The organism is Microbacterium sp. ARD31, from assembly GCF_031844425.1.
The window spans coordinates 16,289-40,942 of record NZ_JAUZVE010000059.1; the positions used below are offsets into that span (position 1 = coordinate 16,289).

Sequence of the window (24,654 nt, forward strand, 5' to 3'; positions counted from 1 at the left end):
CCGCCTCCGCGGACCCGGCGACCGGTCGCGTGCACACACGTGTCCGACTTCTCGCCCTCCAACCGCCCGATCGAGGGCGACATCTCGGACACGTGTACGGCGCCGCTCCCGGATCGAGCGGAAGGGCGCCGCTCTCCGACGGTGCCACCGCGGCGGACATCCGCCTACGATCGAGAACGCGACAGGCCGTGTCGGACAGCCCGCGGGAGGAACCACCATGGCTGCACCGGATGGGAGGCCCCGTGCGGCTGCCGAGAAGCACGCCGAGCTGCTCGCTGACCCAGCGGTTGCGCGTCCGAGGTCCCTCGGGGGCATCGTGGTGTCAGCGTCGCGACCGGCCGACCACCTGGACACGGCGGTCGGTCTCGCGGCCGCCCTCGGCACCGACATCGTGGTCCTCGCGAGCGGCCGCGCCGCGGTCGAGGACATCACGACGAGGGCGGCCGCCTCGACCGGCCTCAGGCTCACCGTGGTCCCGGTGCCCGGCGACTACAGCCCACCGGTGGTCGAGCTCCTCACGGACCGGATACCCGCGGGCACGGCCGGGCTGGGCGACCTGTGCGTCAAACGGAATCTCGGCCTCGTCATCGCCACGCTCGTCGAGTGGGAGACCGTGCTCTTCCTGGACGACGACATCCACGGGCTCACCAGCGTCGACGTGGAGCGTGCGCTGCAGGTGCTCCCCGACGCGGGGATGGCCGGCATGCCGGCGCGGGAGTTCCCCGACAACTCCGTGGTGTGCCACGCGAACCGCCTGACCGGGTACGAGCAGGACGTGTTCGTCAGCGGGTCCATGCTGCTGGTCGACCGGCGAGCGATGACCTCGTTCTTCCCCCGCATCTACAACGAGGACTGGATCTTCATGGCTCCGGCCATCGCGGCGGGACGGGTCGTCGAGGCCGGCGAGTGCCGCCAGCTGCCGTACGACCCGTTCGCCGATCCCGAGAAGGCCTACTTCCAGGAGTTCGGGAACGTGGTCGCCGACGGCCTGATGAGCTCGCTGCACCAGGGGTGCCTCGACCTCGCCACCAAGGACGACTTCTGGACCCGGTTCATCGAGGAGCGTGGCACGTTCCTCCGTGGCATCCGGCAGAGGAGCGACCAGGCCGACACACGGGTCATCGCTGCCATGGCTGCCGCGGAGAGGCGGTTGGCGGAGATCACCGTCCCGGAGCTCATTGCCTACGTCCGCGCCTGGAACACAGATCGCGCAGCCTGGCAGTCGGCCCTATCTGCGCTGCCTTCCGTGCCGGACGTCGGCGCGGCCGTGTCCCACCTCGGGCTACGGGCGTACTCGGCAGCCGACGTCCACCGGGTCGTCGACGATGAGGAGACTCCGTGACGCGCCGGACCACCACGATCGCGGTGCTGGGGGCCGACGACGTCGCCCGGTTGCGGGAGGTGCGCCTCGCGGCGCTGCGTCAGGAGCCGGCGGCGTTCCTCTCCACCTTCGACCAGCAGGTCACCTGGTCCGAGGACGAGTGGACACGGGAGCTGGGTCGCGGGACCTGGCTCGTGGCCGAAGATCGCGGCAGCGACGTGGGGCTGCTCGGTGCGACCCCCGAGGACGACATCCCGCGCGAGGACCGCTACGCGAGCTACATGTGGGTGCGCCCGGACAGACGCCGTGAGGGAATCGGCACCCTGCTCCTCGAGACGCTCATCGACCGCCTGCGCGCGGACGGTGTGCCGTGCCTCTGGTTGTGGGTCATGGACGACAACCCGAACGCCCTGCGTCTCTACGAAGGCGCCGGCTTCCGGCTCACGGGTGACCGGCAGCCTCTGGCGGCCGATCCGACCCGTCACGAGGTGAGGATGGTTCGCCGGCTGTGATGGCCGACATCCGGCGCAGGGCCACGATCTCCGTCGACGTCGGATGCCCGTCGACGACGTCGACCCGGTACAGGCACTCGATGGGCACCCATGCGCGGGACCCGAGAGCGAGCCCCATCCGTCGACCGGCACGCGCCGCGGCGGTCGCGACCCGCCCGCGGGGCTCGCCGTCCTCGTGGTCGAGCGCCTCGCACCTCGCGAGGAAGTCCTTGCTCCGCGTCAGGCCGACGCCCGCCCAGGTCCCGTAGCCGTAGGCCCCCTGGATCACGACGACGGTCCTGCCGTCCGCGAACGGGCTGGGCGCCCGGAGGATCACGCCGTACTCGATCATCTCCTGGCCCGGCTCCGCGACGTGCACGAGCGGTGCCGCCCAGTCGCCGCCGGGCTGGGCGGTCATCTCGACCTGCATCGGCAGGCCCGGGCCGGGGTCCACCACTCTCATGCCCGGTCGGAGCCGGTCGCAGACCTGACGGGCGACCTTGTTCTCCGCCGGACCACCCAGGACGACCAAGTTGTTCGCACGGTCCAGCTCGCGCTCGTCCACGTAGACCGACTGCGGCCTCTCGAGACCGATGTCGTGGAAGAGCTCGCTCAGCAGCCTGTTCGCGATGGCGTCCCCGCCCCCGACGACGCCAGTGGGTTCACGGAACTCGGGGATGTCGAACTTGCTGATCACGATCTGGAACGTCCCGTCCAGCACGGGGTGCCAGAACTCGCGGGCCATCCAGCACCGCCTCCTGACCTGGAACTTCTCCCAGAGGCGCCCGATGAGGTAGCCGATGAAGGCCGCGGCAAGGCCCAGGGCGATGTTGAGGACAGCAGCCGACACGTGAGACCACCCCCGTGATCCGGTCCGGGACGTCGCTGTGACGCCTGCCGGGGGACGACACTCGAGTGTAGGACCGCAGCGACGGCGCCGGCACCGGCCGCTCTTGACGGTTCGTCACCCCTCGCCTGCACTCGAACGACCGAAGACAAAGCGATGCGAGCCTGCGATGCCCACACGCAGCGTCGCCGGGCGCGCGGTGGAGGGCGCCGTCCTCAGCGTGTGGCGCTACGTCCCGGACGCGGTCGACGTCTTCCGGGAGATGTCGGCCCACAACGCGGCGGCCGCGCGCGGGCCGGCGGCGGTCCACCTACGCGCGCGTGTGGTGCGCGACCGTCTTCCCCGTCTACCGGGTGGCCGACGACGTCCCGGGCGATGGCGTCTTCTGCCATGCGTCCCCGCAGGACGGGTCGCCGCGTCAGGGCCTCCGCGCGACCGCGTACGGCACACGTGTCCGACTTCTCGCCCTCTGCGCACCCGGTCGAGGGCGACAACCCGGACACGTGCGGCGGCACGTCACGCCGCGCCACCGGCCGAGGCTCCCAGCCTGGCCGCGACCTGGTCGGGGACCCGCTCGTGGTGGGCGTAGGTGCGGGTGAACGAGGCGGTGCCGTGGGACAGCGAGCGCAGCTCGGCGGCGTACCGGCGCAGCTCGAGCTGGGGCACGTGCGCCCTGACCAGCACCATGCCGTCGTCGCCGCTCGGCTCGCTGCCGAGCACCTTGCCGCGGCGGGCGGACAGGTCACCCATCACGGTCCCGACCAGGGCGTCGGAGACCAGCACCCCGATCTCGTCCACCGGCTCGAGCAGGCACGTCCCGCCTCCCGAGGCGGCGTCGCGCAGGGCGAGCCCGCCGGCGGTCTGGAACGCCATGTCGGAGGAGTCGACGCTGTGGGCCTTGCCGTCGGTCAGCGTGACCCGGAGGTCGACCATCGGGTAGCCGGACCCCACGCCCCGCGACATCTGGGCGCGGACGCCCTTCTCGACCGAGGGGATGAACTGCCGCGGCACGGCACCGCCGACGACCTTGTCGACGAACTCGAAGCCGCTCCCCTGCGGGAGCGGCTCGACCTCGACGCTGCACACGGCGTACTGCCCGTGACCGCCGCTCTGCTTGACGTGCCGGCCCAGGCCGGTGGCGGGGCGGACGAGCGTCTCCCGCAGGGGCACGCGCACCTCGACCTCCTCGACGGCGACGCCGTAGCGGGTGGCGAGCCGGTCGAGCAGCACGTCCGCGTGGGCCTCCCCCATCGTCCAGAGCACGATCTGGTGGGTCTCCTCGTTGTGCTCGACCCGCAGGGTCGGGTCCTCGGCGGCGAGCCGCTGGAGGCCGGAGCCGAGCTTGTCCTCGTCGCTCTTCGAGAGGACCCGGATCGCGACGGGCAGCTGGGGGTCGGGCATCCGCCACGGCTCCAGCACCAGCGGCGAGTCGACGGACGAGAGGGTGTCGCTCGTCTCGGCGTGGCTGAGCCTGCCGATCGCGCACAGGTCCCCGGCGATCGCCGACGACGCGGGACGGTGCGCCTTCCCGAGCGGGACCGACAGTGAGCCGATGCGCTCCTCCTCGTCGTGGTCGGGATGGCTCGCGGTCGGGTCGGCGCCGGCCGCGAACACCGAGCGGTGGCCCGACACGTGGACGCTCGCGTCGGGCAGCACCGTCCCGGAGAACACCCGCACCAGGCTGACGCGCCCGAGGTAGGGATCGGTGGTGGTCTTGACGACCTCGGCGACCAGCGGCCCGGCGGGGTCGCAGGAGATCGCGGGTCCCGGCGCCCCGGCCGGGGTGAAGACGGTCGGCATCCGGTGCTCGAGGGGCGAGGGGAAGCCGGCGACGACCAGGTCGAGCAGCTCCTCGGCACCGACGCCGCTCATCGCGTCCACCGGGACGACCGGGTGCAAGGAGGCCCGTGCGACGGCGAGCTCGAGGTCGCGCAGGAGGAGGTCGGAGGCGATCGCCTCGCCCGCGACGTAGCGGTCCATGAGGGTCTCGTCCTCGGACTCCTCGATGATCCCCTCGATGAGCGCGGCGCGCTGCTCGTCGTGCTGGTGGTCGCCGGTGACCAGGCCGACCAGGCGGCCGTCCTCGTGGAGGTAGACGGGCAGCACCCGCTCGCCGAAGGCGTCGCGCGCCTGCGCCACCACGCCGTCGACGTCGGCGCGCGCGTGGTCGAGCTTGGAGACCACGACCACTCGCGGCATCCCCACGTCCGCGCACTCGCGCCACAGCACCCGGGTGGGCTCGTCGACGCCCTCGTTGGCGGCGACCACGAACAGCGCGCAGTCGGCGGCGCGGAGGCCCGCACGCACCTCGCCGACGAAGTCGACGTAGCCCGGTGCGTCGAGCAGGTTGATCTTCACCCCGTCGTGCACCAGCGTGGCGAGGGCCAGGCCCACGGAGCGGTGCTGCCGGTGCTCGACCTCCTCGAAGTCGCAGACCGTGGTGCCGTCGTCGACACTGCCGGCGCGGTTGAGCACCCCTGCCTGCACCAGCAGCCGCTCGACCAGCGTGGTCTTCCCCGCACCGGCCGCACCGACGACGACGACGTTGCGGATCGCCTCGGGACCGGCGGCGACCGGGGCGCCGGCCTGGCCCGCCTGGCCACCCGTCTCCCTGCTCACCGTGACCGCTCCCCCTCGTTGTTCCGACCGTCCGAGAAGTGTCGTGCCAACTGTTCACCCGATCGGGTGCGCGAGCAAGGGGTGTCACGCCTCGTCGGCGGCCGGCTCCAGGATCGGGTTGAGCTGGAGGGTCCCCAGCGCCCGGGCGGCCTGCCGGGAGCCGGCGCGCAGCGCAGCCGGCACATCGGCGCCGTCCAGGTGTGCCGCGAGGAAGCCCGCCATGAACCCGTCGCCCGCCCCGTTGGTGTCGACGACCCGCGCGACCGGCTCGGCGGCGACCCGGTGGAGTACGCCGTCCGCGTCCACCGCGACGGCACCCTCCGCGCCGAGCGTGCAGACCGCGCACCGGGCGCCGCGCGCGACGCAGGCCCGCAGGAACTGCTCAGGCGCGGCCAGCTTGTCGCCGTTCATGAAGACGTACGACGCAGCGTCGAGGAACGGCGCGTGGAAGGTGCTGCTGCCGTCGTAGTCGTGCACGTCGGTCCAGATGGGGACCCCGAGCGCGGCGACCGCGTCGATGGCGTCGCGCGAGGGCACGGAGAGGTCCAGCACGACCGCGCGGGCGCCTGACGCGGCCGCGAGGAGCCGCTCACGCGCCCCCTGAAACACGGAGGCCTCCGCACGCCCGGGCAGGTCGAGGTAGATCGAGACCCGACCACCCGAGGGGTCCATCAGGTTCAGGTGGCGCTCGGCGGGGCCGTCCACCCGCGCGGCGACCAACGGGACCCCGGCGCGGCTCAGCGCCTCCTCGATAGCCCCGGACGCGGCGTCCGTCCCGAGCACGGTGTGCAGCTCCACGTCCACGCCCAGGTCGCGCAGGTGCGCGGCCTTCCCCGCCGAGGTCCCCCCGACGAGCTCCCGGTGCGCCGTGGCGAGCTGCATGTGGGGCGTCGGTGCCGGGAGCTCGTCGACGTCGACCACGAGGTTCCACGAGGCCGGCCCGTGCACCACGACCTCAGCCGACCGGTCACCCATCCGGGTCCTCCGCCGTCACCGGGCGCTCGATCGTGGTCACCACGCTCGTCACCGACGGCCGCTTGGGCGTCGAGGAGAAGCCGAAGCGGCAGGGCGGGTCGACCGGCGCCAGGTCGCCGAGGTCGGCGCCGCGCCACTCCCCCGTGACGGCGGTGACGGCAGCGACGGAGGTCGCGCCGTACCACTCCTTCCGGTCGTTGCCGGCCGTCCCGCGGGTGCGTACGCCGCGGAGCACGACGCGCGCCACCGGGTCGGCGACCGCGCACCACGCCGGCGAGGTCGCCACGCGGGCGGGCACGAGCCCGAGCGCCGCGCCGAGCGGCGTACGGCCTCCGACCACCAGGCGGAGGGAGAGCGAGGGCGTCGAGACCTGCCAGCCGTCGACCGTGTCGTCCACAGCGACCGGCTCGATGACGTGCTCGTCGAAGGAGTAGGTGGCGGCCACGAACTCACGGACGCGCTCGTCGGGAGCGAGCAGCACGCGGTGGCCGGAGGCGTCCTCGAGCATCACGTCGGCGAAGCCGCCCCAGGGCGAGTCGTCCCAGCGACCGACGACGACGCGTGTGCCGCTGGTGCTGCCGACCCCGGCGATCCGGCCGGTGAAGCGCTCGCGGACCCGTCCGGACCTCACTGCTGCACGAGCCCGTCGGGATCCCTGCCGTCGGCGACGAGACCGGCGGCGACGCCGGCGCGGTCCGCGTCGGAGCGGTTCTGGCTGAGCTTGGACTTCGCCTCGACCGACTCCACGAGGAGCTCGACGCCGACGATCGGCCGGAGGTTCTTGGCGACGTAGTCGTCGGGCGCGTCCGACACCGCCCACGGCTCGGCCCGCCCGGCCTCGTGCCGGTCCGTGAGCCGGGTGACGAGGCCGCGCACCCACGCCGGGTCGTCGTGCACGGCGACCCGGCCGCGGAGGTGCACCACGGAGTAGTTCCACGTCGGCACGACCCTGCCGTGCTCGGCCTTCGTCGCGTACCAGGACGGGCTGACGTAGGTGTCCGGACCCGTCACCACCGCGAGCGCGGGCGAGCCGCCGACGATGCGGCGCCAGTGCGGGTTGGCCCGCGCGAGGTGGCCCACGAGCCGGTCGCCCTCCCACAGCACCGGCAGGAACGTCGCGTCGGGCAGCCCGTCCGCACCCACCGTGACCAGCTGCGCGGTCGCGACGGCCGCGACGAAGGGGCGTACGTCGTCGGCGTCCATCACGTTGAAGCGCGGGACGTAGAGCTCGGGCTGCTGGTCGGGCACGCGACCCATCCTGCCCGACCCGTCCCGCACCCTCGGGTGGCGCCGGTGTCGGTGGCGGGCGGCAGGATGGGGCCATGCTGCTCGCCGAGCTCGTCGCCACCTCCTCCGAGGTGGCCGCCACCAGGTCCCGCAAGGCCAAGACCGCGCTGCTCGCCGAGCTGCTCGGGCGGGTGGAGCCTGCGGAGCTCGAGGTCGTCGTGTCCTACCTCGGCGGCGCGCTCCGTCAGCGTCGTACGGGTCTGGGCTGGCGCGGCGTGAGCGAGCTGCCTCCCCCGGCCGGCGAGCCGTCGTTGACGGTGCTCGAGGTCCACGAGGCGTTCGAGGCCATGTCGCGGCTGTTCGGCGCCGGCTCGCAGCAGGCGCGCCGCGACGCGGTCGAGGCCCTCTTCGGGCGTGCCACCGCGGCCGAGCAGGCGTGGCTGCGCGCCATCGTCACCGGCAACGTCCGCCAGGGCGCGCTCGACGCGGTGACGCAGGAGGCGGTGGCGCAGGTCGCCGATGTCCCGCTCGCCGCGGTCCGCCGGGCCGCGATGCTCGCCGGCTCCACCGTCGCGGCCGCCGGGGCCGCGTTCGAGGGCGAGGAGGCGCTCGCCGCGATCGGCCTCGAGGTGGGCCGTCCGATCATGCCGATGCTGGCCTCCAGCGCCCCCGACGTGGCGGCGGCGATGTCCGGCCTGTCGGCCGACGGCGCCAGCGAGGTCGCCGTCGACGCCAAGCTCGACGGGATCAGGATCCAGGTCCACCGCGACGGCGACGAGGTGCTCGTGGTGACCCGCAGCCTCGACGACATCACCGGCCGCCTGCCCGAGGTCGTGGAGGTCGCGCGGTCGCTCCCGGCGCAGCGGTTCGTGCTCGACGGGGAGGCGCTGGCGCTGTCCGACGACGGCCGGCCGATGGCCTTCCAGGACACCGCGAGCCGCACCGCCCAGGACTCCGGCGTCGCGGTCACCCCGCACTTCTTCGACCTGCTCCACGTCGACGGCCGCGACCTGCTTGACTCCCCCGGCCACGAGCGCCTCGCCGCGCTCGACGCGCTGGTGCCCGAGCAGCACCGCGTGCGACGCCTGGTCACCCGCTCGACGCAGGAGGCCGACGACTTCGCCCGCGAGACCGTCGCCGCCGGCCACGAGGGCGTCGTCCTGAAGGACCTGTCGGCCCCCTATGCCGCCGGCCGCCGCGGCTCGGCGTGGGTCAAGGTCAAGCCGGTCCACACCCTCGACCTCGTCGTGCTCGGCGTCGAGTGGGGCTCCGGACGACGCGAGGGCTGGCTCTCCAACATCCACCTCGGCGCCCGCGACCCGTCCTCGGAGACGGGCTTCGTGATGCTCGGCAAGACGTTCAAGGGCATGACCGACGAGATGCTCGCCTGGCAGACCGAGCGCTTCACCGAGCTCGCCGTCTCGCCCGCGACGATCCGCGACCACTACGCCGTCGAGCTGCGCCCCGAGCAGGTCGTGGAGATCGCCTTCGACGGGCTCCAGCGCTCCACCCGCTACCCCGGCGGCGTCGCGCTCCGCTTCGCCCGGGTCCTGCGCTACCGCGACGACAAGACCGCCGACGAGGCCGACACGATCGAGACCGTCCGCGCCTTGGCGGCGGGCTGAGCGAGCCGGCAGCCCGGCACCGAGAGGTCGAAGCGCCGGTCGGCGCCGACGCAGGTCGTGAGCCACCAGGTCTGCTGGCCGTAGTTCATGTCCCTGCGCATCACCACCCGGCCGCGCCTGTCCTCCTCGCACGCCGAGTCGACGCAGCGCCGGCCGCCGACGTAGCCGGTGTTCGCGATGCCGACCACCTCGCCGGTCGTCCGCGACACGATCGGCGAGCCGGAGTAGCCGCCGCGGATCGCGCAGCCGTCCCGGGCCGGCAGGCGGATCGAGTCCCACCAGTCCCACGCCCGCTCGTGCACGCGGTGGGCCGTCCCTGTGGTGGTGCACGCGCGCTGCTCGGTCCAGTAGCCGGACGGGATGCGGATGCGGTCGCCGCGCGCGGGCCCCTCGGCGGCGAGGACCAGCGGGGTGACGCCACGGGTCGCGAGGTCGTCGTACGTCTCGCGGAGCTCGTAGACCGCGAGGTCGGTGCGGTACATCGTGGCGTAGCGCAGGTGCACCCCACGGACCGTGGTCGCGACGTCGCCGTCGCCCTCGAGGAGCTCGATCCGCTTCCACTGGCGCTGGTCGACGAGCACCTCGCGGGCGCCGAGGTAGGGCGTCCTCACGCAGTGCCCGTTGGTGATCACCACTGCGGGGTCGGAGCCCAGCGCGGAAGCCCAGCGCACCACCGCTCCCGAGCAGCCGGGCAGCCGGGCCGTGCCGGCGAACCGGTCGTCGGCGACCGACGCCGGTGCCGCGACCGCGGCCTCGGGCCACGTCGCGAGCAGCAGCGCTGCGGTGGCGAGGAGGCGGCGCGGTCGCGGGAGCGGCATGCCGAGCATGGAACCACACCGGGCACGGGCGCCGCTCCTCCCTAGACTGGTGGCATGAGCTCCGAGTCGTCGGCCCCGTCGGTCACCGGGCGCGGCGGCACCGCAGCCGCGCGGAGGCGGGTGCGCGAGGCCGAGATCATCTCCGCGACCCGCCGGCTGTTCGACGAGCGCGGCGTGCGCGACGCCCAGATCGAGGACATCGCCCGGGCCGTCGGCATCAACCGCGCGATCATCTACCGCCACTTCACCGGCAAGGAGGAGCTGTTCAGCCTCACGCTGGTGCAGTACCTCGACGAGCTGCAGGTGGCGTTGCAGTCGGCCGCCGCGACGACCGACGACCCGCGGGTCCAGCTCGAGCGGCTGGTCGAGGCGTTCGTGGAGTACGGCCTGGCGCACCCGGCCTTCGTCGACTGTGCCCAGGCGATCATGCGCCGCCCCGGTGGGGACCTCCTCGAGGAGGTCAGCGAGAGCGCGATGTACCGCCTCGGCCAGGCCATCAGCGGCTGCCTGTCGGTGCTGACCCACACCATCGAGGCGGGCGTCGAGGCCGGTCACTTCCACGTCGACGACCCGGAGCTGCTCGCCAACATGCTCTACGCCAGCGGGCTCGGCACCCTCCAGCTCGGCCGGGTGGCGATGCTGGTCTCCGAGGAGGCGCCGGGCGTGCCGCGCATCAGCCGCATCACCGCCGACCAGGTGCGCGACCACATGGTGGCCTCGGCCCTCGCGGTCGCCGCCGGCCCGCCCCGCTGACGTACGACGTCGGGCGGGGCCGGCAGGCTCAGCGCGACAGGTGCTTGGCGCGCGCGAAGCAGAAGACGCCGTAGCAGCCGATGCCCAGGCCGATCGCGATCAGCAGCACCTGCCCGAACGGCACCTCCAGCACCTTCTGCAGCGCCTGGTCGAGGCCGCCGGACTTCTGCGCGTCGTGGGTGAGGGCGGCGTACACGAACAGACCGCCCACGAGCGCGATGGCGATGCCCTTGGCGATGTAGCCGACCTTGCCCGCCATGACGTAGGCCGAGCCGTCCTGACCGGACTGCCCCTGCGCGTCGAGGTGCTCGCGGAACTTCTCGGTCCAGCCCCGGTAGACGAGGGAGCCGCCGTAGCCCATGATCGCCAGGCCCACCGCACCGACGATCCACGGGCCCGCCGGCAGCTGCATCAGCTTGGCGGTGGTCGAGTCGGTGCCACCCTTGCCGCCACCGGAGCCCGTCGCGGTCTGGACGGCGCTCCACCCGATGGCGCCGTAGATGACCGCCTTGCCGAGCGACGTCGCCCGCTTGCGCCAGCGCTTCGCGTCGTCGGACTCGTCGCGGTAGCCGAACGCGAACTCGAGGAGCCGCCACAGCACCAGCAGGAACATGCCGATCGCCACGGCCCACACCAGGAAGCCGCCGAGCGGCTGCTGCGAGAGGTAGTGCAGGGCGCCGCTGTTGGACGCCTGGTCCTCCTTCTCGCCGAGGGCCAGCTGGATGGCCAGCCAGGCGACGAGCAGGTGGACCACGCCGTAGGCGACCAGGCCCGCGCGGATCGCGTGGTCGAGCCAGTCGCTCTCGTGGACCTGTTCGGCAGTGTTCGACGCGTTCATGGGGCCCAACCTAGGACCCAGCGCGGTCCGCGGCGAGGCCCCCTGGGGGTGGGCGTCACACGAGGGTGGCGCGGTCCTTCATGACCGCACCCAGCAGGCCGTTGACGAAGGCCGGGGAGTCGTCCGTCGAGAGGTCCTGCACGAGGTGCAGGGCCTCGCTGACGGCGACGGTGTCGGGGACGTCGTCGTCGCCCCACAGGAGCTCGTAGACGCCGATGCGGAGCACGTTGCGGTCGACCGCGGGCATCCGCCCGAGCGTCCAGCCCTTGCTGTAGGTGGACAGCACCTCGTCGATGCGCTCACGGTGCTCGACCACGCCACGCACCAGCGTGCTGGTGTAGTCGTTGGTCGGGCCCTCGCCGGCCTCGATGGCACGGTCGAGCGCGACGACGGGGTCCTCGGAGCGCAGCTCGGAGGCGAACAGGATGTCCAGCGCGCGCTTGCGCGCCTTCGAACGGGCAGCCACGTGGTGTCAGGCCTTGACGCGGCCGAGGTAGGACGAGTCGCGGGTGTCGACCTTGACCTTCTCGCCGGTGGTGATGAAGAGCGGCACCTGGATGGTGTGGCCGGTCTCGAGCGTGGCCGGCTTGGTGCCGCCGGTGGAGCGGTCGCCCTGCAGGCCGGGCTCGGTCTCGGCGATGAGCAGCTCGACGGAGGCGGGGAGCTCGATGAAGAGCACGCGACCCTCGTTGGTGGCGACGATCGCCTCCTGGTTCTCGAGCATGAAGTTCTTGGCGTCGCCGACGACCTCGGGCGTGACCTCGATCTGGTCGTAGCTCTGGACGTCCATGAACACGTAGGACGAGCCGTCGTTGTAGAGGTACTGCATGGTGCGGCGGTCGACGTTGGCCGTCTCGACCTTGGTGCCGGCGTTGAAGGTCTTGTCGACGTTCTTGCCCGACTCGACGTTCTTGAGCTTGGTGCGCACGAACGCCGGGCCCTTGCCGGGCTTCACGTGCTGGAACTCGACGACGGACCAGAGCTGACCCTCGAGGTTGAGGACCATGCCGTTCTTGAGGTCGTTGGTGGTTGCCATGATGTCGCTGTCCGCCTTCGTCGAGTTGTCAAAGATCCGTGGTGCCGGGGCTGGAGCGCCGGCGCCGACCGGCAAGTCTAGTGGGCGTCCACCAGAGCCATGAAATGCCCGGCGTGGGCCTCCGTGGTGCCCGGCGGGTTGCGCCGCCAGGCGGTGTTCCCCGGCAGGAGCATGGCCAGCCAGAAGGCCGCCCACAGCGGCCGGTAGGCGGCCATCCGCTCCCGTCCCTCCGCGTCGAGGCCGACCGCCGCGGCGAGCGCGCCGGCGTCGTACACGCCGGGCAGCCGGCTGCCGAGGTGCTCGACGTGGTCCGCGAGCTCGTACGCCGGGTCGCTGAGGCCGCCGTCCTCGAAGTCGACCAGCCGGACGACCCGTCCGTCCCACATCACGTTGGCCGGGTTGAGGTCGGCGATGCCGAGCGCGGTCTCGCGCGGCTCGGGCAGCGGTGGGTCGGCGACGTACGCCCGGGCTGCCGTCAGCGCCTCCGCGACCAGCGCCGGGCCGCGGCACTCCCCCAGGTCGGTGTCCTCGGCGAGCCAGTCCCGCATCACCTGCACGTGCTCGCGGGCGCCGTACCGGCGGAGCCCGATCCCCGCGTCGCGCACCGCTGCGACCGGTACGTCGTACAGCCGGCGCAGCGCGTCGCCCAGGGCGTGCGTCCGGGCGGGCCCCAGCGGTTGCGGCCCGAGGGGCGCGCCGGGCACCCGCTCCATCACGATCACCGGCGTGGGGCCGTCCTCCCAGCGGAGGGGGCGAGGCGCGAGGCCCGGAGCGTGCTCGGCGAGCAGCACCAGGCACGCCCACTCGCGCGCGGCCTGCGCCTCGTGGTCGGCGACGAACTCCTTGCGCACCTCGGCCTCGCCGATGGTCAGGCAGTGGGTGGAGGTCTGCACGGCGCCAACCTAGGACACCACCGGGGCAACCGGGCCGTGTGTAGCGTCGGCTCCATGCGAGTCACCATCTTCGGCGGACACGGCAAGATCGCGCTCATCCTGGCTCCCCTGCTGGTCGAGGCGGGGCACGAGGTGACGTCGGTCGTGCGCAACCCCGACCACGTGGCCGATGTCGAGGCGACCGGCGCGACGGCCCTGGTGTCGTCGGTGGAGGACGCCGACGAGGCCACCCTGGTCAAGCAGCTGACCGGCCAGGACGCGGTCGTCTGGTCGGCGGGCGCCGGCGGCGGCAACCCCGACCGGACCTACGCCGTCGACCGCGACGCGGCCATCCGGTCGATGGACGCGGCGGCGACCGCCGGCGTCGACCGATACGTGATGGTGTCCTTCTCCGGCTCCACCCCCGACGCCCTGGTCCCAGAGGACAACCCGTTCCGGCACTACCAGGACGCCAAGATCGCCGCCGACGAGCACCTGCGCGGCACCGGCCTCGCATGGACGATCCTCGCCCCCGGCACGCTCACCCTCGAGCCGGGCCGGGGCGCGGTGAACCCGGACGCCTCCTTCAACGACGGCGACACCACCTCGCGCGAGCTCGTCGCGCAGGTCGCGGCAGCCGTGCTCTCCGACACCCGGTCCTACCGACAGACGCTCGTCTTCGGCGACGGCGACGTCCCGGTCGACGACTGGCTGGCCTCGCTCGCCTGAGCGGCCCCGCCCTCAGCCGGCCTGGGCGACGACCTCGCCGGTGAGCGTGTCGATGAGCTGGGTGCCGGAGGCGGCGCCGCGGAGCGCGCGGAGCGCGATCGCCTTGCGGTCGAAGGAGTCCCCCTGGGCCCCAGTGGCGCTCGCCGGCGCGAGCATCCAGCGCCGGGGTGCACGCGGGGTCCGCGTCGGCCGCTCCGGCTCGGGATCGCGGTCGGCGAGCGGGACGTAGCCCGCGTGGAGCGCCTCGGTGAGGCGCGCAGCCAGCACCGGCCCGATGCCCGGGTGCCGACGCAGGTCGGGAGCCGCCGCGACGGCGGACAGGCTGCCGTAGGCGGCCAGGAGGCTGCGGGCCATCGTCGGGCTGATGCCGGGCACGACCGTCAGCATCGCCTCCGCCTGCGCGGAGGGGTGGCGCGGCGCGCGGCGCGGGCCCTCGGGCCGGACCGAGGCCGCGGTCCGTCGTGCGCGCTTGGCGAGCCGGACGACCCAGGCGGCGCTGTCGTCGGCGTCGAGGCTGTGGAGCACCGTGAACCCGTCCTCGACGAGCCGGCAGACGGCCCCGCGCCACGCGTCCTCGGCGATGCGCGGCTCGCCCTCGAGGAGCAGGACCGCCTGCGGGAAGGCCGACTGCAGCCGGACCGCCTGGTCGAAGAGCCGGCCGTCGCGGATCGAGGCGCCGAGGTCGGCAGGGCCCTTGCGCTCGACCGCCAGGTGGTGGCCCAGCACGTAGTCCCCGACGGGCAGGTCGGCGAGCTCGACGTCGAGACCGGCCGCGGCCAGCGCGCCGGGCACGACGCTGTTGCGTTCGCGGTGGTCGACCAGCACCGGGCCCGTCTCGTGCATCCCTCGACGCTACCCAGCGGCGGGCTGCCGCATGCGCGCGACCTCCGCAGCGACCTATGCGGGCTCCTCCGCCTCGCCCGGTGGCTCCGTCGCCTCGGCGGTCGCCTGGGCGGTCGCCTCGCGCGCGGCCGCCCGCACCGAGCTGGGCACCCGCCTGCCGTTCCCGGCGCCGACGGCGCCGTCGCGCACCATCACCGGAGGTGCCTCCGGGGACGAACGGTGCTGATCCGGTGCAGCAGGGCGTCACGGCGCGCGGCGCGCACCTCACCCAGCTTGACCTCGCACGACCAGCAGCGGTCGGTCGCGACACAGCACGTGGCGTCGCGGACCTCCGCCTCGAGCTGGTCGGCGTGTGCGCTCCTGCCCACGACGCGTCGCATGTCTTCCTCCCCCGACCCAGCACCTCACTGCATCGGTGGCCGAGTCTGGTCGCAGGCGAGGACGCGCCACATCCGCATTACTACGGATGTCTGGACCACTGATCGGGACGTTCAGGCGGTCAGGACGGCGAGCAGGGCCGGCAGCTCCCCGGGCAGCTCGCGGGCGAGGAACCCGACGGGTCCCACTCGCTCCGCGAGGGCGTCGCCCGCAGCGGCGTGCAGGTAGGCACCCCACACGGCCGCCTGGGTCGCGCTCGCGCCCCGCCCGAGCAACCCGGTGACGATGCCGGCCTGGACGTCGCCGGACCCGGCCGTGCCCAGGCCGGCGTTGCCCGCCTCGACGCGCCAGAGGTCGTCCGCGTGCGCGACGAACTTCACCGGCCCGCCACACACCACGACCGCCTGTGTACGACGGGCCAGCACCGCCGCGTGGCCCGCGAGGTCGTCCTCCACCTCGTCCTCGTCCAGCCCGAGGCACGCGGCGAGCTCGGAGGGGTTCACGGTCAGCACCACCGTCGCCGCGAGGCGCCCCATCCGCTCCGGGTCGCCGGTGACGTACGCCGAGGCGAGGGCGTCGATGACGACCGTGCACTCCAGCGCGGGGACGACCTCGCCCACCAGCTCGTCGGCGGCGTCGGGGTCCATGAACCCGGGGCCGAGCAGGACCGCGCTCGTGCCGCTCGCGCAGTCGCGCACCTGCTCCGCCTCGGCGGGATCGAGGTTGCCGTCCGCGTCCTCGCCGACGCCGGTGACCATCAGCTCCGGCGCGGCGACGGCCAGCGCCGCCGCGCACGAGCGTGCGGTCACCAGCTGGACCTTCCCGGCACCCACGCGCATGGCGGCCTCGGCGGCGAGCAGGCCCGCCCCGGGGGTGTCCCGGCTGCCCCCGACCACGAGCAGCCTGCCGCGCTCCTCCTTGTCCGATCCCGGCTCCGGCAGCGGCCAGTCACGCAGGAGGTCGGCGTCGACCAGCCTCCCGTCAGGCATCGGGCGCCTCCCCGGCCTGGTCGGGCTCCTCCGTCTGCTCGGCGGGGCCTGCTGCCAGGTGGTCGTCGTCGGCGAACTGCCGCAGCACGAGCCCGTCGTCGCGCCGCTCGTAGCGGGTGATCGAGGCGTTCGGGATGGCGATGGAGCGGTCGATGTCGAGCAGCTCCTCCTCGTCGAGCCCCTCGAGCGCGTAGCGGAAGGACATGATCACCGCCTGGTGGGTGAACAGCCACACGCGGCGGCCGTCGTACCCCTCGCGCAGGTCCGCCAGCAGGCTGCGCGCTCGCAGGACGACGTCGGCCCAGCTCTCACCGGACGGCGGCTGGTAGTAGAACTTGCCCACGTGCGAGCGCCGCTCCGCCTCCTCGGGGTAGCGCGCGCGGATGCCCTTGCCGGTCAGCCCGTCGAACAGCCCGAGGTCGCGCTCGCGCAGCCGCTCGTCGAGCACCACCTCCGCGCCGAGCGCCTCGAGCGCGGTGCGCGCGGTGTCCGCGGCGCGGCGGTAGGGCGAGCTCACCACGAGGTCGGGTCGGTCGCCCTCGGCCAGCCCTCCGACCCAGCGCCCCAGCGTGCGCGCCTGCTCCTCGCCGTTGGGCGAGAGCTCGACGTCGGCGTCACGGGCGGACAGCTCGAGCCGCTCGGCGTCCGCGTCGCGCGCCTCGGTGTCGGCGAGGTTGCCGACGCTCTCCCCGTGTCGCACCAGCACCAGCTCCGCCGGCCCACGCCGGCCCTGCAGCAGCTCCGTCAGGCCCACCGCGCCTCCTGTCGCCCTCGTCGGTCGTCGGACCTGTCCTTACCCCGAGGCGGGCGGGCCGATGCGTCCGGTGCAGCGCCGCCTCACCACACGGGCCGTCGCGGCCTCACCTGGCTGATCCGGTGCAGCAGGGCGTCGCGGCGCACCGCACGCACCTCCTCGAGCTTGACCAGGCACTCATGGCAGCGGTCGCAGGCCGTGCAGCAGGTCGCGTCGCGCACCTCGGCCTCGAGCTGGTCCGCGTCGGCGCTCCTGCCCAGCAGGCTCCTCATGGGTTCCCCCTCCCCGGGCCCCAACACGGCAGTCGGTGCCCGGTCCGAGTCTCGCCCCGCCGCGCTGCCGACACATCCGCAGTTCTGCGGATGTTCGTGCAGGGCGCCTCGCTAGTCTCCCCAGGTGACCGTGACCGTCCGCCGCGCCACCGTCGACGACGCCGACGGCCTGAGCCGGCTCGCCGCGATCACCTTCCCGCTCGCCTGCACGCCGCGGACGCCGCCGGAGGTCCTCGCCGACCACGTCGCCCGGCACCTCGACCCGGCGAGCTTTCGTCGCCACCTCACGGACCCGGCGACCGTCGTCGTGCTCTCCGAGCACCACCCGGGCGCCGATCCCGTCGGCTACGCGATGCTGGTGCCGGGCGATCCCACGGACCCCGACGTCGCCACGGCTGTCACCGCCCGCCCCACCGTCGCGCTCGAGCGCTTCTACGTGCACCCCCGGCACCACGGCACCGGGGTGGCCGACGCCCTGATGGACGCGACGCTCGTCCACGCCCGGCGCACCGCGGCGCGCAGCGTCTGGCTGGGGGTGAGCGAGGAGAACGGGCGCGCGAACGCGTTCTACGCCCGCCACGGCTTCGCGCAGGTCGGTCGCAAGCGGTTCCCCATCGGGGAGACGTGGGAGGACGACCACGTCCGCGAGCTGGTGCTCTAGAGGTCGACCTCGCCGAGGATGCGCGTCACCGCGTCGCCGTGCACCCAGACCTCGTCGCCCTCGGACACGATGCGCACCCGGCCCTCGCGCCCGATGACGCTGCCCTGCCTCGACGTGTACGACGGCGGCAGCGCGCCGGTCCCGATGAGCCACTGGGCCAGGCCGGCGTTGGCCGACCCGGTCACCGGGTCCTCGCCGAAGTCGCGCCCGTCGGCGTAGAACGCCCGGACCTCGATGTCGGCGCCGAGGTCGGCCGCGCGCCCGGCGTCCCACCGGCCGAGGACGGTGACCTTGAGGTCGGTGAAGGCCGCGACGTCGGGCACGACGTCGACGACGGCGTCCGCCGAGCCGAGGTCGACCCCGATCCAGCCCGGGCCGTTGTCGATCCACGCCATGTTGCGCACCGCCGGCTCGTCCACGCCCAGTGCCGTCAGGACGCGCGAGCGCAGGTCCGCCTCGACCGGTCCGGACCGGCGCAGGGCCGGTGCGGCGAAGCCGAGGCCCGGCGAGCGTCGTACGTCGACGAGGCCGGCGCCGCACTCCTGCACCACGACGTCGCCGCGCGGGACACCACCGGCCTCCAGCCACGCGTGCGCGCTGCCGATGGTCGGGTGACCGGCGAAGGGCAGCTCACCACCCGTGGTCCAGATCCGCACCCGGTAGTCGGCACGGTCGTCGGTGGGCGCGCACAGGAAGGTGGTCTCGGACAGGTTGGTCCACCGCGCGAACCTGGCCATCTCCTCGTCGCTGACGTCGTCGGCGTCGTGGACGACCGCGAGCGGGTTGCCGAGCCACGGGGTGGCGCTGAAGACGTCGACCTGGCGGAAGGGCAGCACCCGGTGATCCAAGCACAGCGGAGGACGGATCAGTTGACGACGCGGGCAGTGCCGTTGCGGCGGACGAAGAGCACGCACTCGCCACTCAGGCCGGCGCCGTTGGTGTGGCTGACCAGCGCCACGCCGGGTCCACGTCCGGACCGCGCCCACTGCAGGGTCGCGGACGGCAGGGGTGGGGACCACATGCCCGACAGCGGCTTGATCGCCACGTTGAACGTGTGCAGCACCGTGTAGGACTCCACGCCCGACTCGGCGTCGGCGATCCGCAGGCTCGTGACGCGCTTGGTCCACGGCCGGAACGAGCACGTCGCGGGTGTGGTGTCCGGGTCGGTGAAGGTCACCAGCGCGCCCGTGTCGTCGTCGGACGACGTCCCGTCGCCCACCACGAGCTGGAGCAGGTACTCGCCCGGCTGGGTGCAGCTCAGCGTCGGCGACAGTCCCTGCGGGGTCACCGGCGCCCACGACCACGGCCCGCTGAAGGTGCAGGTCGACACGTCGCCGCCGCTGACGACCGTCATCATCCAGCGGATCTCGAGCGCGTCCCCGTCGGGGTCGCTCACGCTCCCGGACAGCTGGGCGTCGGTCCCGGCGACCGCGGTGGCGTCGGGCCCCGAGTCCGCGACGGGTGGTGCCGCTGACGCCTCCCCCGCGACCAGCGTCGACGCGGCCAGGGCGATCAGCAGGGCCGGGATCGTGCGTCGCCGGCGGAGCTGCGTGCGAACGGACATGTGCCACCTCCGAGCCGGGCACCCCCCGCGGCTGCCCTCTGGTTGGTCCTGCGGGTAGAGGAGATGCCGGCACAGCGGGTGATACCGCCCGAAGCGTGATTACCCCAGGTGGGAGAGGACCACGCCCAAGGCCTGGCGGTAGCCGTCGATGCCCTCGCCCGCGATCGTCACCTCGGCGTGAGGTTCGACGACCGAGGTGTGGCGGAACTCCTCGGGTCGCTGCTTGGGGTCGGAGATGTGCACCTCGACGAGGGGGGCGGTGAGCTGGGCGCAGGCGTCGTACAGCGCGAGCGAGTAGTGCGTCCACGCCCCGGCGTTGAGCACGACCGGGGTGCCGTCGTCGGCCGCCGCGTTGAGCCAGTCGAGCAGCTCGCCCTCGTGGTTGGTCTGGCGCACCTCCACGTCGAGACCGAGCTCGCGGCCCCACTCCACGCACTGGTGCGCCAGCTCGGCGTGCGTCGTGGTGCCGTAGATCTCCGGCTGGCGGCGGCCGAGCCGTCCGAGGTTGGGTCCGTTCAGGACGAGCACCTTCATGCCTGGCCTCCGATCGCCTCGTAGGCCGCGCGGAGGTCGTCCTCGCTCGGGCCGGCCAGGATCCGGGGCGTCGCGAGGTCGTCGAGCACGACGAACCGCAGCTGCGACCCGCGGGCCTTCTTGTCCACCTTCATCGCCGCGTGGAGGTCGTCGAAGGAGGCGGCGTCGTAGGTCGTCGGGAGCCCGACGCGGGTCAGCGCGGTGCGGTGCCGCTCGACGAGCGCCGGCGCGAGCGAACCGGCGCGGGCGGCGAGCTCGGCGACGTAGACGCAGCCGATCGCGACCGCCTCGCCGTGGCGGACGGCGTAGTCGCTGGTGCGCTCGATCGCGTGGGCGAGGGTGTGGCCGTAGTTGAGCACCTCGCGCCCCGGGTGGCCGTCGACGCCGCCGGTCTCGCGGAGGTCGTCCACGACGACGTCGATCTTGACCCGGATGGCCCGCTCGACGAGCTCGCGCAGCTCGGGTGAGTCCGCGGTGAGCGCCTCGGGATCGGTGGACTCCACGATCTCGAGGATGCGCGGATCGGCGATGAAGCCGCACTTGACCACCTCGCCGAGCCCGGCGACCAGCTCCTCGCGCGGCAGGGACTCCAGCAGGGCGAGGTCGCACAGCACGCCGGCCGGCTCGTGGAAGGCTCCGACGAGGTTCTTCCCGGCTCCGGTGTTGATGCCGGTCTTCCCGCCCACCGCGGCGTCGACCATCGCCAGCAGGGTCGTGGGGACGTGCACGACCCGCACGCCGCGCAGCCACGACGCGGCCACGAAGCCGCCGAGGTCGGTGATGGCCCCGCCGCCCAGGGTGACGACGGCGTCGGACCGGGTGAAGCCCGCCTCCCCCAGCGCCTCCCAGCAGTCGGCGGCCACCGGTGCGGTCTTCGCCCGCTCCCCGTCGGGGAGGCCGAGGGCCAGCACGTCGTAGTGCTCCACCAGGGCGTCGACGACGGGGTCCGCCAGCGCGCCGAGCGTGCCGGCGTAGAGCACGGCCACGCGCTCGACGCCCTCGCCGAGCAAGGCCGGCAGGCGAGCCGACAGGTCGCGCCCGACCACGACGTCGTACGGCGACGCGCCGCCGACGTGGAGCACGGTGTCCGCACGCTCCGGAGCACGCTGCGCCGGTGGGTGCGGGTGCTGGCGCTGCTTCTTGCCCTGCCGCTTCGTCATCGGAGCAGCTCCCGGACCTCGGCGGCCACCTCGTCGGGCGTGCGGCCGTCGGTGTCGACGACGTGGGTCGCCACGGACTCGTAGACGGGCGTGCGCTCGTCGAGGAGTGCCTTGATGCGCGCACGCACGTTGCCGAGCAGGAGGGGGCGCCCGACTCCGAGGCCGACCCGCTTCACCGCGTCGGAGAGCCCGACCCGCAGGAACACCACGGGGACGTCCGCCAGCAGGTCGCGCGTCTCGGGGCGGAGCACCGCGCCGCCCCCGAGCGCGAGCACGCCGTCGTGCTCGGCCAGCGCGGTGGCGACCGCGGCGGCCTCCAGGTCGCGGAAGTGGTCCTCGCCCGACTCCACGAAGATGTCGGAGATCTCCCGGCCGGTGGTGGCCTCGATGTCGGTGTCGGTGTCGCGCACCGGCAGGTCCCAGGCGCTGCCGAGCAGCTCGGCGACCGTCGTCTTGCCCGCCCCCATCGGACCGACCAGCACCACGCGCGGGCTCATCGCCGGCTCACCGGAAGCGCAGGGTGTCGAGGTACGACTCGGCGTTGCGCCGCGTCTCGGTCACGGCGTCGCCGCCGAACTTCTCCACGACGGCGTCCGCGAGCACGAGCGCCACCATCGCCTCGGCGACGATGCCGGCGGCCGGCACCGCGCAGACGTCGGAGCGCTGGTGGTGGGCGACGGCGGCCTCACCGGTCGCGACGTCCACCGTGCGCAGCGCCTTGGGGACGGTCGCGATCGGCTTCATCGCGGCGCGGACGCGCAGCACCTCGCCCGTCGACATGCCACCCTCGGTGCCGCCGGAACGGCCCGAGGCGCGGCGGATGCCCTCGTCGGTCGGGACGATCTCGTCGTGCGCCCGCGAGCCCGGGGTGTCGGCGAGCTCGAACCCGTCGCCGACCTCGACGCCCTTGATCGCCTGGATGCCCATGAGCGCGCCCGCGAGCCGGGCGTCGAGGCGACGGTCCCAGTGCACGTGGGAGCCCAGGCCCGGCGGGAGTCCGTGGACCACCACCTCGACGACGCCGCCGAGGGTGTCGCCGTCCTTGTGCGCCTGGTCGATGCGGGCGACCATCGCGGCGCTGGCCTCGGGATCCAAGCACCGCACCTCGTCGGCGTCGAGGCGTGCCACGTCGTCGGGCCCGGGCACGACGCCGGCCGGCGCGCGCACCCCTCCGATCGACACCACGTGGGACACGATGCGGGCGCCGACCGCCTGCTCGAGGAAGTTGGAGGCCACCCGACCGAGCGCCACCCGGGCGGCGGTCTCGCGGGCGGACGCGCGCTCGAGGATGGGCCGTGCCTCGTCGAAGGCGTACTTCTGCATGCCCACCAGGTCGGCGTGACCGGGCCGGGGGCGGGTGAGCGCGGCGTTGCGGGCGAGCGCGTCGAGCTCGACGGGGTCGACCGGGTCGGCCGACATGACCTTCTCCCACTTCGGCCACTCGGTGTTGCCGACCTCGATGGCCACCGGGCCGCCCTGGGTCTCGCCGTGCCGCACGCCACCGAGGACGCGCACCTGGTCCTGCTCGAACTTCATCCGCGCACCCCGGCCGTAGCCGAGGCGACGGCGCGCGAGCGAGTCGGCGAGGTCGTCGGTCGTGACGCGGACGTGGGCGGGCAGCCCCTCGAGGATCGCCACCAGCGAGGGACCGTGGGACTCGCCTGCAGTGAGCCATCGGAGCATGGGGGAAGTCTCTCAGCCCAGCAGTCGGCCAGCGAGCGCAGTCCCCCAGACGAGACCCACCAACGCGCCCCCGAGCATGAACGGCCCGTAGGGGAAGGACTTCTTCATCAGCGCCCGGTCGCGCCGGACGACGGCAAGCGCGGCGCCCGGCACGCCGAAGGACGCAAAGCCGACCCAGACCCCCAGGAGGAGGACGCCGACGCCCTCCCACCCGAGCACCAGGCCGACGAGGGCGGCCAGGCGGACGTCGCCGAAGCCCATGCCGGCCGAGCGCACGACCCACAGGAGCCAGAAGAACGACCGCAGGCCGACCATCCCGAGCAGCGCACCCACCAGGGCCGACCGCTCCCCCGTGGCCAGTCCCACCACGGCCACCGCGACCGCGGCCGCCGCCGTGGCAGGTACGACGACGACGCGCGGCAGCAGCCGGGTGTGCCAGTCGATGACCGACAGGGCCACCGCGACGGGAGTCAGCGGCAGCAGCCACACGAGCGGCCAGTCGAGCCCCGTGGCCGCGCCGAGCAGGCCGCCGGCGACCGCCGACGCGAGCGCGCCGCGCACGCCGAGACCGGGACGTGCGGCGATCTCCGCGTAGGGCAGCTTGGGCGGCTCGGGGCTCGTCGCACCGGCGTCCTTCTCGTCCTTCTCGTCCTTCTCGTCCTTCTCGTCGGGCTCGCCAGGCTCGGGCTCGGGTGGCGGCTCCGGCACCCGGCGGACGAGGGCCGGCACGAGCAGGCCGCCGAGGCCGGCGAGCACCGCGCCGAGGAGCGCGGCGAGGACCTCCTCGCTCACGCGCCGGTCCGTCCGGCGAGTGCCTGCACGCCGGCGGCGCGCATGTCCTCCAGCGGCGCGGGGCGTCCGGTGAACAGCTCGAACTGCAGCGCGGCCTGGTGGACCAGCAGGTCCAGCCCGCTCACCAGCACCCGCCCGGACGCGATCGCATCGGCGGCCAGCGGGGTGGGCCACGGGTCGTACAACGCCTCGAAGACCACGGGGACGCCGGCGCAGCGCGCCACCAGGTCGGGCGACTGCGCGGCGGCCGGGATCGTGGACACGACGACGTCGACGGTGGAGCTGCCGGGTCCGGCGCTCCACTGCGCGCCGCCCAAGGAGGCCACCCGCACCTCGGGCGTGGACGGGTGCCCGCGCAGGGCGGCGAGGGTCTCCGCAGCCCGGGCCTCGTCGCGGACGACGACGGTGAGGGTGCGGACGCCGAGGTCGACCAGCGCGAGCCCGACGGACGTCGCGGTCGCCCCGCCGCCCAGGACGGCGGCCGACGCCAGCGGCATCGTCGTACGCTCCCGGATCGCCGACACGGCACCCGGGAGGTCGGTGTTGTCCCCGACCCGCCCGTCCTCGTCGAGCACGAGCGTGTTGACCGCGCCGGCGAGCCGGGCGCGGTCGGTGAGGCGGTCGACGAGCCCCAGCGCCTCGCGCTTGAGCGGCATCGTCAGGGACAGGCCGCGCCAGGTGTCGTCGAGCCCGGCGAGGAAGCCGGCGAGCCCGCCCGCCGGCACCCGGTGGGCGTCGTAGGACCAGTCCAGCCCGGCCGCTGCGTAGCCCGCGCGGTGCAGCACCGGTGACAGCGAGTGGGCGATCGGGTCGCCCAGCACGCCGCACCGGCGCGCGGTCGCAGCAGCCGCGGTCGTCACCTCAGCAGCGGTC

29 protein-coding genes are annotated in these 24,654 nt (G+C 73.8%); 7 read left to right on the forward strand and 22 right to left on the reverse strand.

The features are described 5' to 3' along the window. The first annotated feature begins 217 nt into the window (after positions 1–217). Both Q9S36_RS45595 and Q9S36_RS45600 read left to right on the forward strand, forming a co-directional pair. Complete coding sequence (locus Q9S36_RS45595) at positions 218–1,342, forward strand: hypothetical protein (RefSeq protein ID WP_311291389.1); 1,125 nt, start codon at positions 218–220, stop codon at positions 1,340–1,342. Further along, the gene (locus Q9S36_RS45600; RefSeq protein ID WP_311291390.1) at positions 1,339–1,833 is read left to right on the forward strand and encodes a GNAT family N-acetyltransferase; all 495 of its coding nucleotides are present in this window, start codon (positions 1,339–1,341) and stop codon (positions 1,831–1,833) included. The genes Q9S36_RS45595 and Q9S36_RS45600 overlap by 4 nt, the downstream gene beginning before the upstream one ends. Here the strand turns inward: Q9S36_RS45600 and Q9S36_RS45605 are convergent. From Q9S36_RS45605 to Q9S36_RS45625, 5 genes are all read right to left on the reverse strand, one after another. After that, positions 1,763–2,662: a hypothetical protein gene (locus tag Q9S36_RS45605; protein ID WP_311291391.1), complete on the reverse strand. Its 900-nt coding sequence runs from the start codon at positions 2,660–2,662 to the stop codon at positions 1,763–1,765. The two genes, Q9S36_RS45600 and Q9S36_RS45605, sit on opposite strands and share 71 nt — an antisense overlap. Before the next feature lie 513 nt (positions 2,663–3,175). Then, positions 3,176–5,278: an elongation factor G-like protein EF-G2 gene (locus Q9S36_RS45610; RefSeq protein ID WP_311291392.1), complete on the reverse strand. Its 2,103-nt coding sequence runs from the start codon at positions 5,276–5,278 to the stop codon at positions 3,176–3,178. 84 nt (positions 5,279–5,362) lie between these two features. Further along, positions 5,363–6,253 carry a PfkB family carbohydrate kinase gene (locus tag Q9S36_RS45615; RefSeq protein ID WP_311291393.1) on the reverse strand — a complete coding sequence of 297 codons (891 nt, stop codon included), beginning with the start codon at positions 6,251–6,253 and terminating at the stop codon, positions 5,363–5,365. Beyond that, positions 6,246–6,884, reverse strand: a complete 639-nt coding sequence (locus Q9S36_RS45620; RefSeq protein ID WP_311291394.1) for a hypothetical protein — start codon at positions 6,882–6,884, stop codon at positions 6,246–6,248. The genes Q9S36_RS45615 and Q9S36_RS45620 overlap by 8 nt, the downstream gene beginning before the upstream one ends. After that, positions 6,881–7,501, reverse strand: coding sequence for an FMN-binding negative transcriptional regulator (locus Q9S36_RS45625; RefSeq protein WP_311291395.1), 621 nt, complete (start codon positions 7,499–7,501; stop codon positions 6,881–6,883). The genes Q9S36_RS45620 and Q9S36_RS45625 overlap by 4 nt, the downstream gene beginning before the upstream one ends. Before the next feature lie 74 nt (positions 7,502–7,575). Here Q9S36_RS45625 and Q9S36_RS45630 point away from each other — a divergent pair, with 74 nt between their 5' ends. Next, positions 7,576–9,105, forward strand: coding sequence for an ATP-dependent DNA ligase (locus tag Q9S36_RS45630; RefSeq protein WP_311291396.1), 1,530 nt, complete (start codon positions 7,576–7,578; stop codon positions 9,103–9,105). Here Q9S36_RS45630 and Q9S36_RS45635 read toward each other — a convergent pair. Further along, on the reverse strand, positions 9,036–9,923 hold the full coding sequence (locus Q9S36_RS45635; RefSeq protein ID WP_311291397.1) for a serine protease: 888 nt from the start codon (positions 9,921–9,923) through the stop codon (positions 9,036–9,038). The genes Q9S36_RS45630 and Q9S36_RS45635 overlap by 70 nt on opposite strands. A 54-nt stretch (positions 9,924–9,977) precedes the next feature. Between Q9S36_RS45635 and Q9S36_RS45640 the strand changes: the two genes are divergently transcribed. Beyond that, positions 9,978–10,676, forward strand: a complete 699-nt coding sequence (locus Q9S36_RS45640) for a TetR/AcrR family transcriptional regulator (RefSeq protein WP_311291398.1) — start codon at positions 9,978–9,980, stop codon at positions 10,674–10,676. Between the two features lie 28 nt (positions 10,677–10,704). On the opposite strand, the gene Q9S36_RS45645 is transcribed toward Q9S36_RS45640, so the two are convergent. From Q9S36_RS45645 to Q9S36_RS45660, 4 genes are all read right to left on the reverse strand, one after another. Further along, positions 10,705–11,514: a DUF1206 domain-containing protein gene (locus Q9S36_RS45645; RefSeq protein WP_311291399.1), complete on the reverse strand. Its 810-nt coding sequence runs from the start codon at positions 11,512–11,514 to the stop codon at positions 10,705–10,707. Positions 11,515–11,569: 55 nt separating this feature from the next. After that, positions 11,570–11,980: a transcription antitermination factor NusB gene (gene nusB / locus Q9S36_RS45650; protein WP_311291400.1), complete on the reverse strand. Its 411-nt coding sequence runs from the start codon at positions 11,978–11,980 to the stop codon at positions 11,570–11,572. A 6-nt stretch (positions 11,981–11,986) separates the two neighbouring features. Next, the gene (gene efp, locus Q9S36_RS45655) at positions 11,987–12,550 is read right to left on the reverse strand and encodes an elongation factor P (protein ID WP_311291401.1); all 564 of its coding nucleotides are present in this window, start codon (positions 12,548–12,550) and stop codon (positions 11,987–11,989) included. Positions 12,551–12,627: 77 nt separating this feature from the next. Continuing rightward, on the reverse strand, positions 12,628–13,443 hold the full coding sequence (locus Q9S36_RS45660; protein ID WP_311291402.1) for an aminoglycoside phosphotransferase family protein: 816 nt from the start codon (positions 13,441–13,443) through the stop codon (positions 12,628–12,630). A gap of 54 nt (positions 13,444–13,497) precedes the next feature. On the opposite strand from Q9S36_RS45660, the gene Q9S36_RS45665 reads away from it, so the two are divergent. Continuing rightward, entirely contained in the window at positions 13,498–14,151 is a 654-nt protein-coding gene (locus Q9S36_RS45665; protein ID WP_311291403.1) for an SDR family oxidoreductase, read from the forward strand. Positions 14,152–14,163: 12 nt separating this feature from the next. Here the strand turns inward: Q9S36_RS45665 and Q9S36_RS45670 are convergent, their stop codons facing one another. Next, positions 14,164–14,994 (reverse strand): ERCC4 domain-containing protein, encoded by an 831-nt coding sequence (locus tag Q9S36_RS45670; RefSeq protein ID WP_311291404.1) that lies wholly within the window; start codon positions 14,992–14,994, stop codon positions 14,164–14,166. 31 nt (positions 14,995–15,025) lie between these two features. Here Q9S36_RS45670 and Q9S36_RS45675 point away from each other — a divergent pair, with 31 nt between their 5' ends. Next, positions 15,026–15,220 (forward strand): hypothetical protein, encoded by a 195-nt coding sequence (locus tag Q9S36_RS45675; RefSeq protein ID WP_311291405.1) that lies wholly within the window; start codon positions 15,026–15,028, stop codon positions 15,218–15,220. A 265-nt stretch (positions 15,221–15,485) separates the two neighbouring features. On the opposite strand, the gene Q9S36_RS45680 is transcribed toward Q9S36_RS45675, so the two are convergent. The 3 genes from Q9S36_RS45680 to Q9S36_RS45690 all read right to left on the reverse strand — a co-directional run bounded on the left by Q9S36_RS45680 (position 15,486) and on the right by Q9S36_RS45690 (position 17,387). Next, positions 15,486–16,361: an NAD(P)H-hydrate dehydratase gene (locus Q9S36_RS45680; RefSeq protein ID WP_311291406.1), complete on the reverse strand. Its 876-nt coding sequence runs from the start codon at positions 16,359–16,361 to the stop codon at positions 15,486–15,488. Then, complete coding sequence (locus Q9S36_RS45685; protein ID WP_311291407.1) at positions 16,354–17,115, reverse strand: histidine phosphatase family protein; 762 nt, start codon at positions 17,113–17,115, stop codon at positions 16,354–16,356. The genes Q9S36_RS45680 and Q9S36_RS45685 overlap by 8 nt, the downstream gene beginning before the upstream one ends. Before the next feature lie 83 nt (positions 17,116–17,198). Next, positions 17,199–17,387 (reverse strand): hypothetical protein, encoded by a 189-nt coding sequence (locus tag Q9S36_RS45690; RefSeq protein ID WP_311291408.1) that lies wholly within the window; start codon positions 17,385–17,387, stop codon positions 17,199–17,201. 124 nt (positions 17,388–17,511) lie between these two features. On the opposite strand from Q9S36_RS45690, the gene Q9S36_RS45695 reads away from it, so the two are divergent. Next, on the forward strand, positions 17,512–18,048 hold the full coding sequence (locus Q9S36_RS45695; protein ID WP_311291409.1) for a GNAT family N-acetyltransferase: 537 nt from the start codon (positions 17,512–17,514) through the stop codon (positions 18,046–18,048). Here Q9S36_RS45695 and Q9S36_RS45700 read toward each other — a convergent pair. The 8 genes from Q9S36_RS45700 to Q9S36_RS45735 all read right to left on the reverse strand — a co-directional run. Next, positions 18,045–18,884 carry a PhzF family phenazine biosynthesis protein gene (locus Q9S36_RS45700; protein WP_311291410.1) on the reverse strand — a complete coding sequence of 280 codons (840 nt, stop codon included), beginning with the start codon at positions 18,882–18,884 and terminating at the stop codon, positions 18,045–18,047. The genes Q9S36_RS45695 and Q9S36_RS45700 overlap by 4 nt on opposite strands. A gap of 29 nt (positions 18,885–18,913) precedes the next feature. Then, positions 18,914–19,612 carry a PKD domain-containing protein gene (locus Q9S36_RS45705; protein WP_311291411.1) on the reverse strand — a complete coding sequence of 233 codons (699 nt, stop codon included), beginning with the start codon at positions 19,610–19,612 and terminating at the stop codon, positions 18,914–18,916. Positions 19,613–19,711: 99 nt separating this feature from the next. Continuing rightward, positions 19,712–20,146: a type II 3-dehydroquinate dehydratase gene (locus Q9S36_RS45710; protein ID WP_311291412.1), complete on the reverse strand. Its 435-nt coding sequence runs from the start codon at positions 20,144–20,146 to the stop codon at positions 19,712–19,714. Beyond that, on the reverse strand, positions 20,143–21,306 hold the full coding sequence (aroB, locus tag Q9S36_RS45715) for a 3-dehydroquinate synthase (protein ID WP_311291413.1): 1,164 nt from the start codon (positions 21,304–21,306) through the stop codon (positions 20,143–20,145). Before aroB ends, Q9S36_RS45710 begins: the two co-directional genes overlap by 4 nt. Then, complete coding sequence (locus Q9S36_RS45720) at positions 21,303–21,803, reverse strand: shikimate kinase (RefSeq protein ID WP_311291414.1); 501 nt, start codon at positions 21,801–21,803, stop codon at positions 21,303–21,305. The genes aroB and Q9S36_RS45720 overlap by 4 nt, the downstream gene beginning before the upstream one ends. Before the next feature lie 7 nt (positions 21,804–21,810). Beyond that, positions 21,811–22,989, reverse strand: coding sequence for a chorismate synthase (aroC, locus tag Q9S36_RS45725; protein WP_311291415.1), 1,179 nt, complete (start codon positions 22,987–22,989; stop codon positions 21,811–21,813). 12 nt (positions 22,990–23,001) lie between these two features. Continuing rightward, complete coding sequence (locus tag Q9S36_RS45730; RefSeq protein ID WP_311291416.1) at positions 23,002–23,781, reverse strand: A24 family peptidase; 780 nt, start codon at positions 23,779–23,781, stop codon at positions 23,002–23,004. Next, on the reverse strand, positions 23,778–24,654 hold an 877-nt coding region (locus Q9S36_RS45735), incomplete at its 5' end, for a shikimate dehydrogenase (protein ID WP_311291417.1). The genes Q9S36_RS45730 and Q9S36_RS45735, both read right to left, overlap by 4 nt.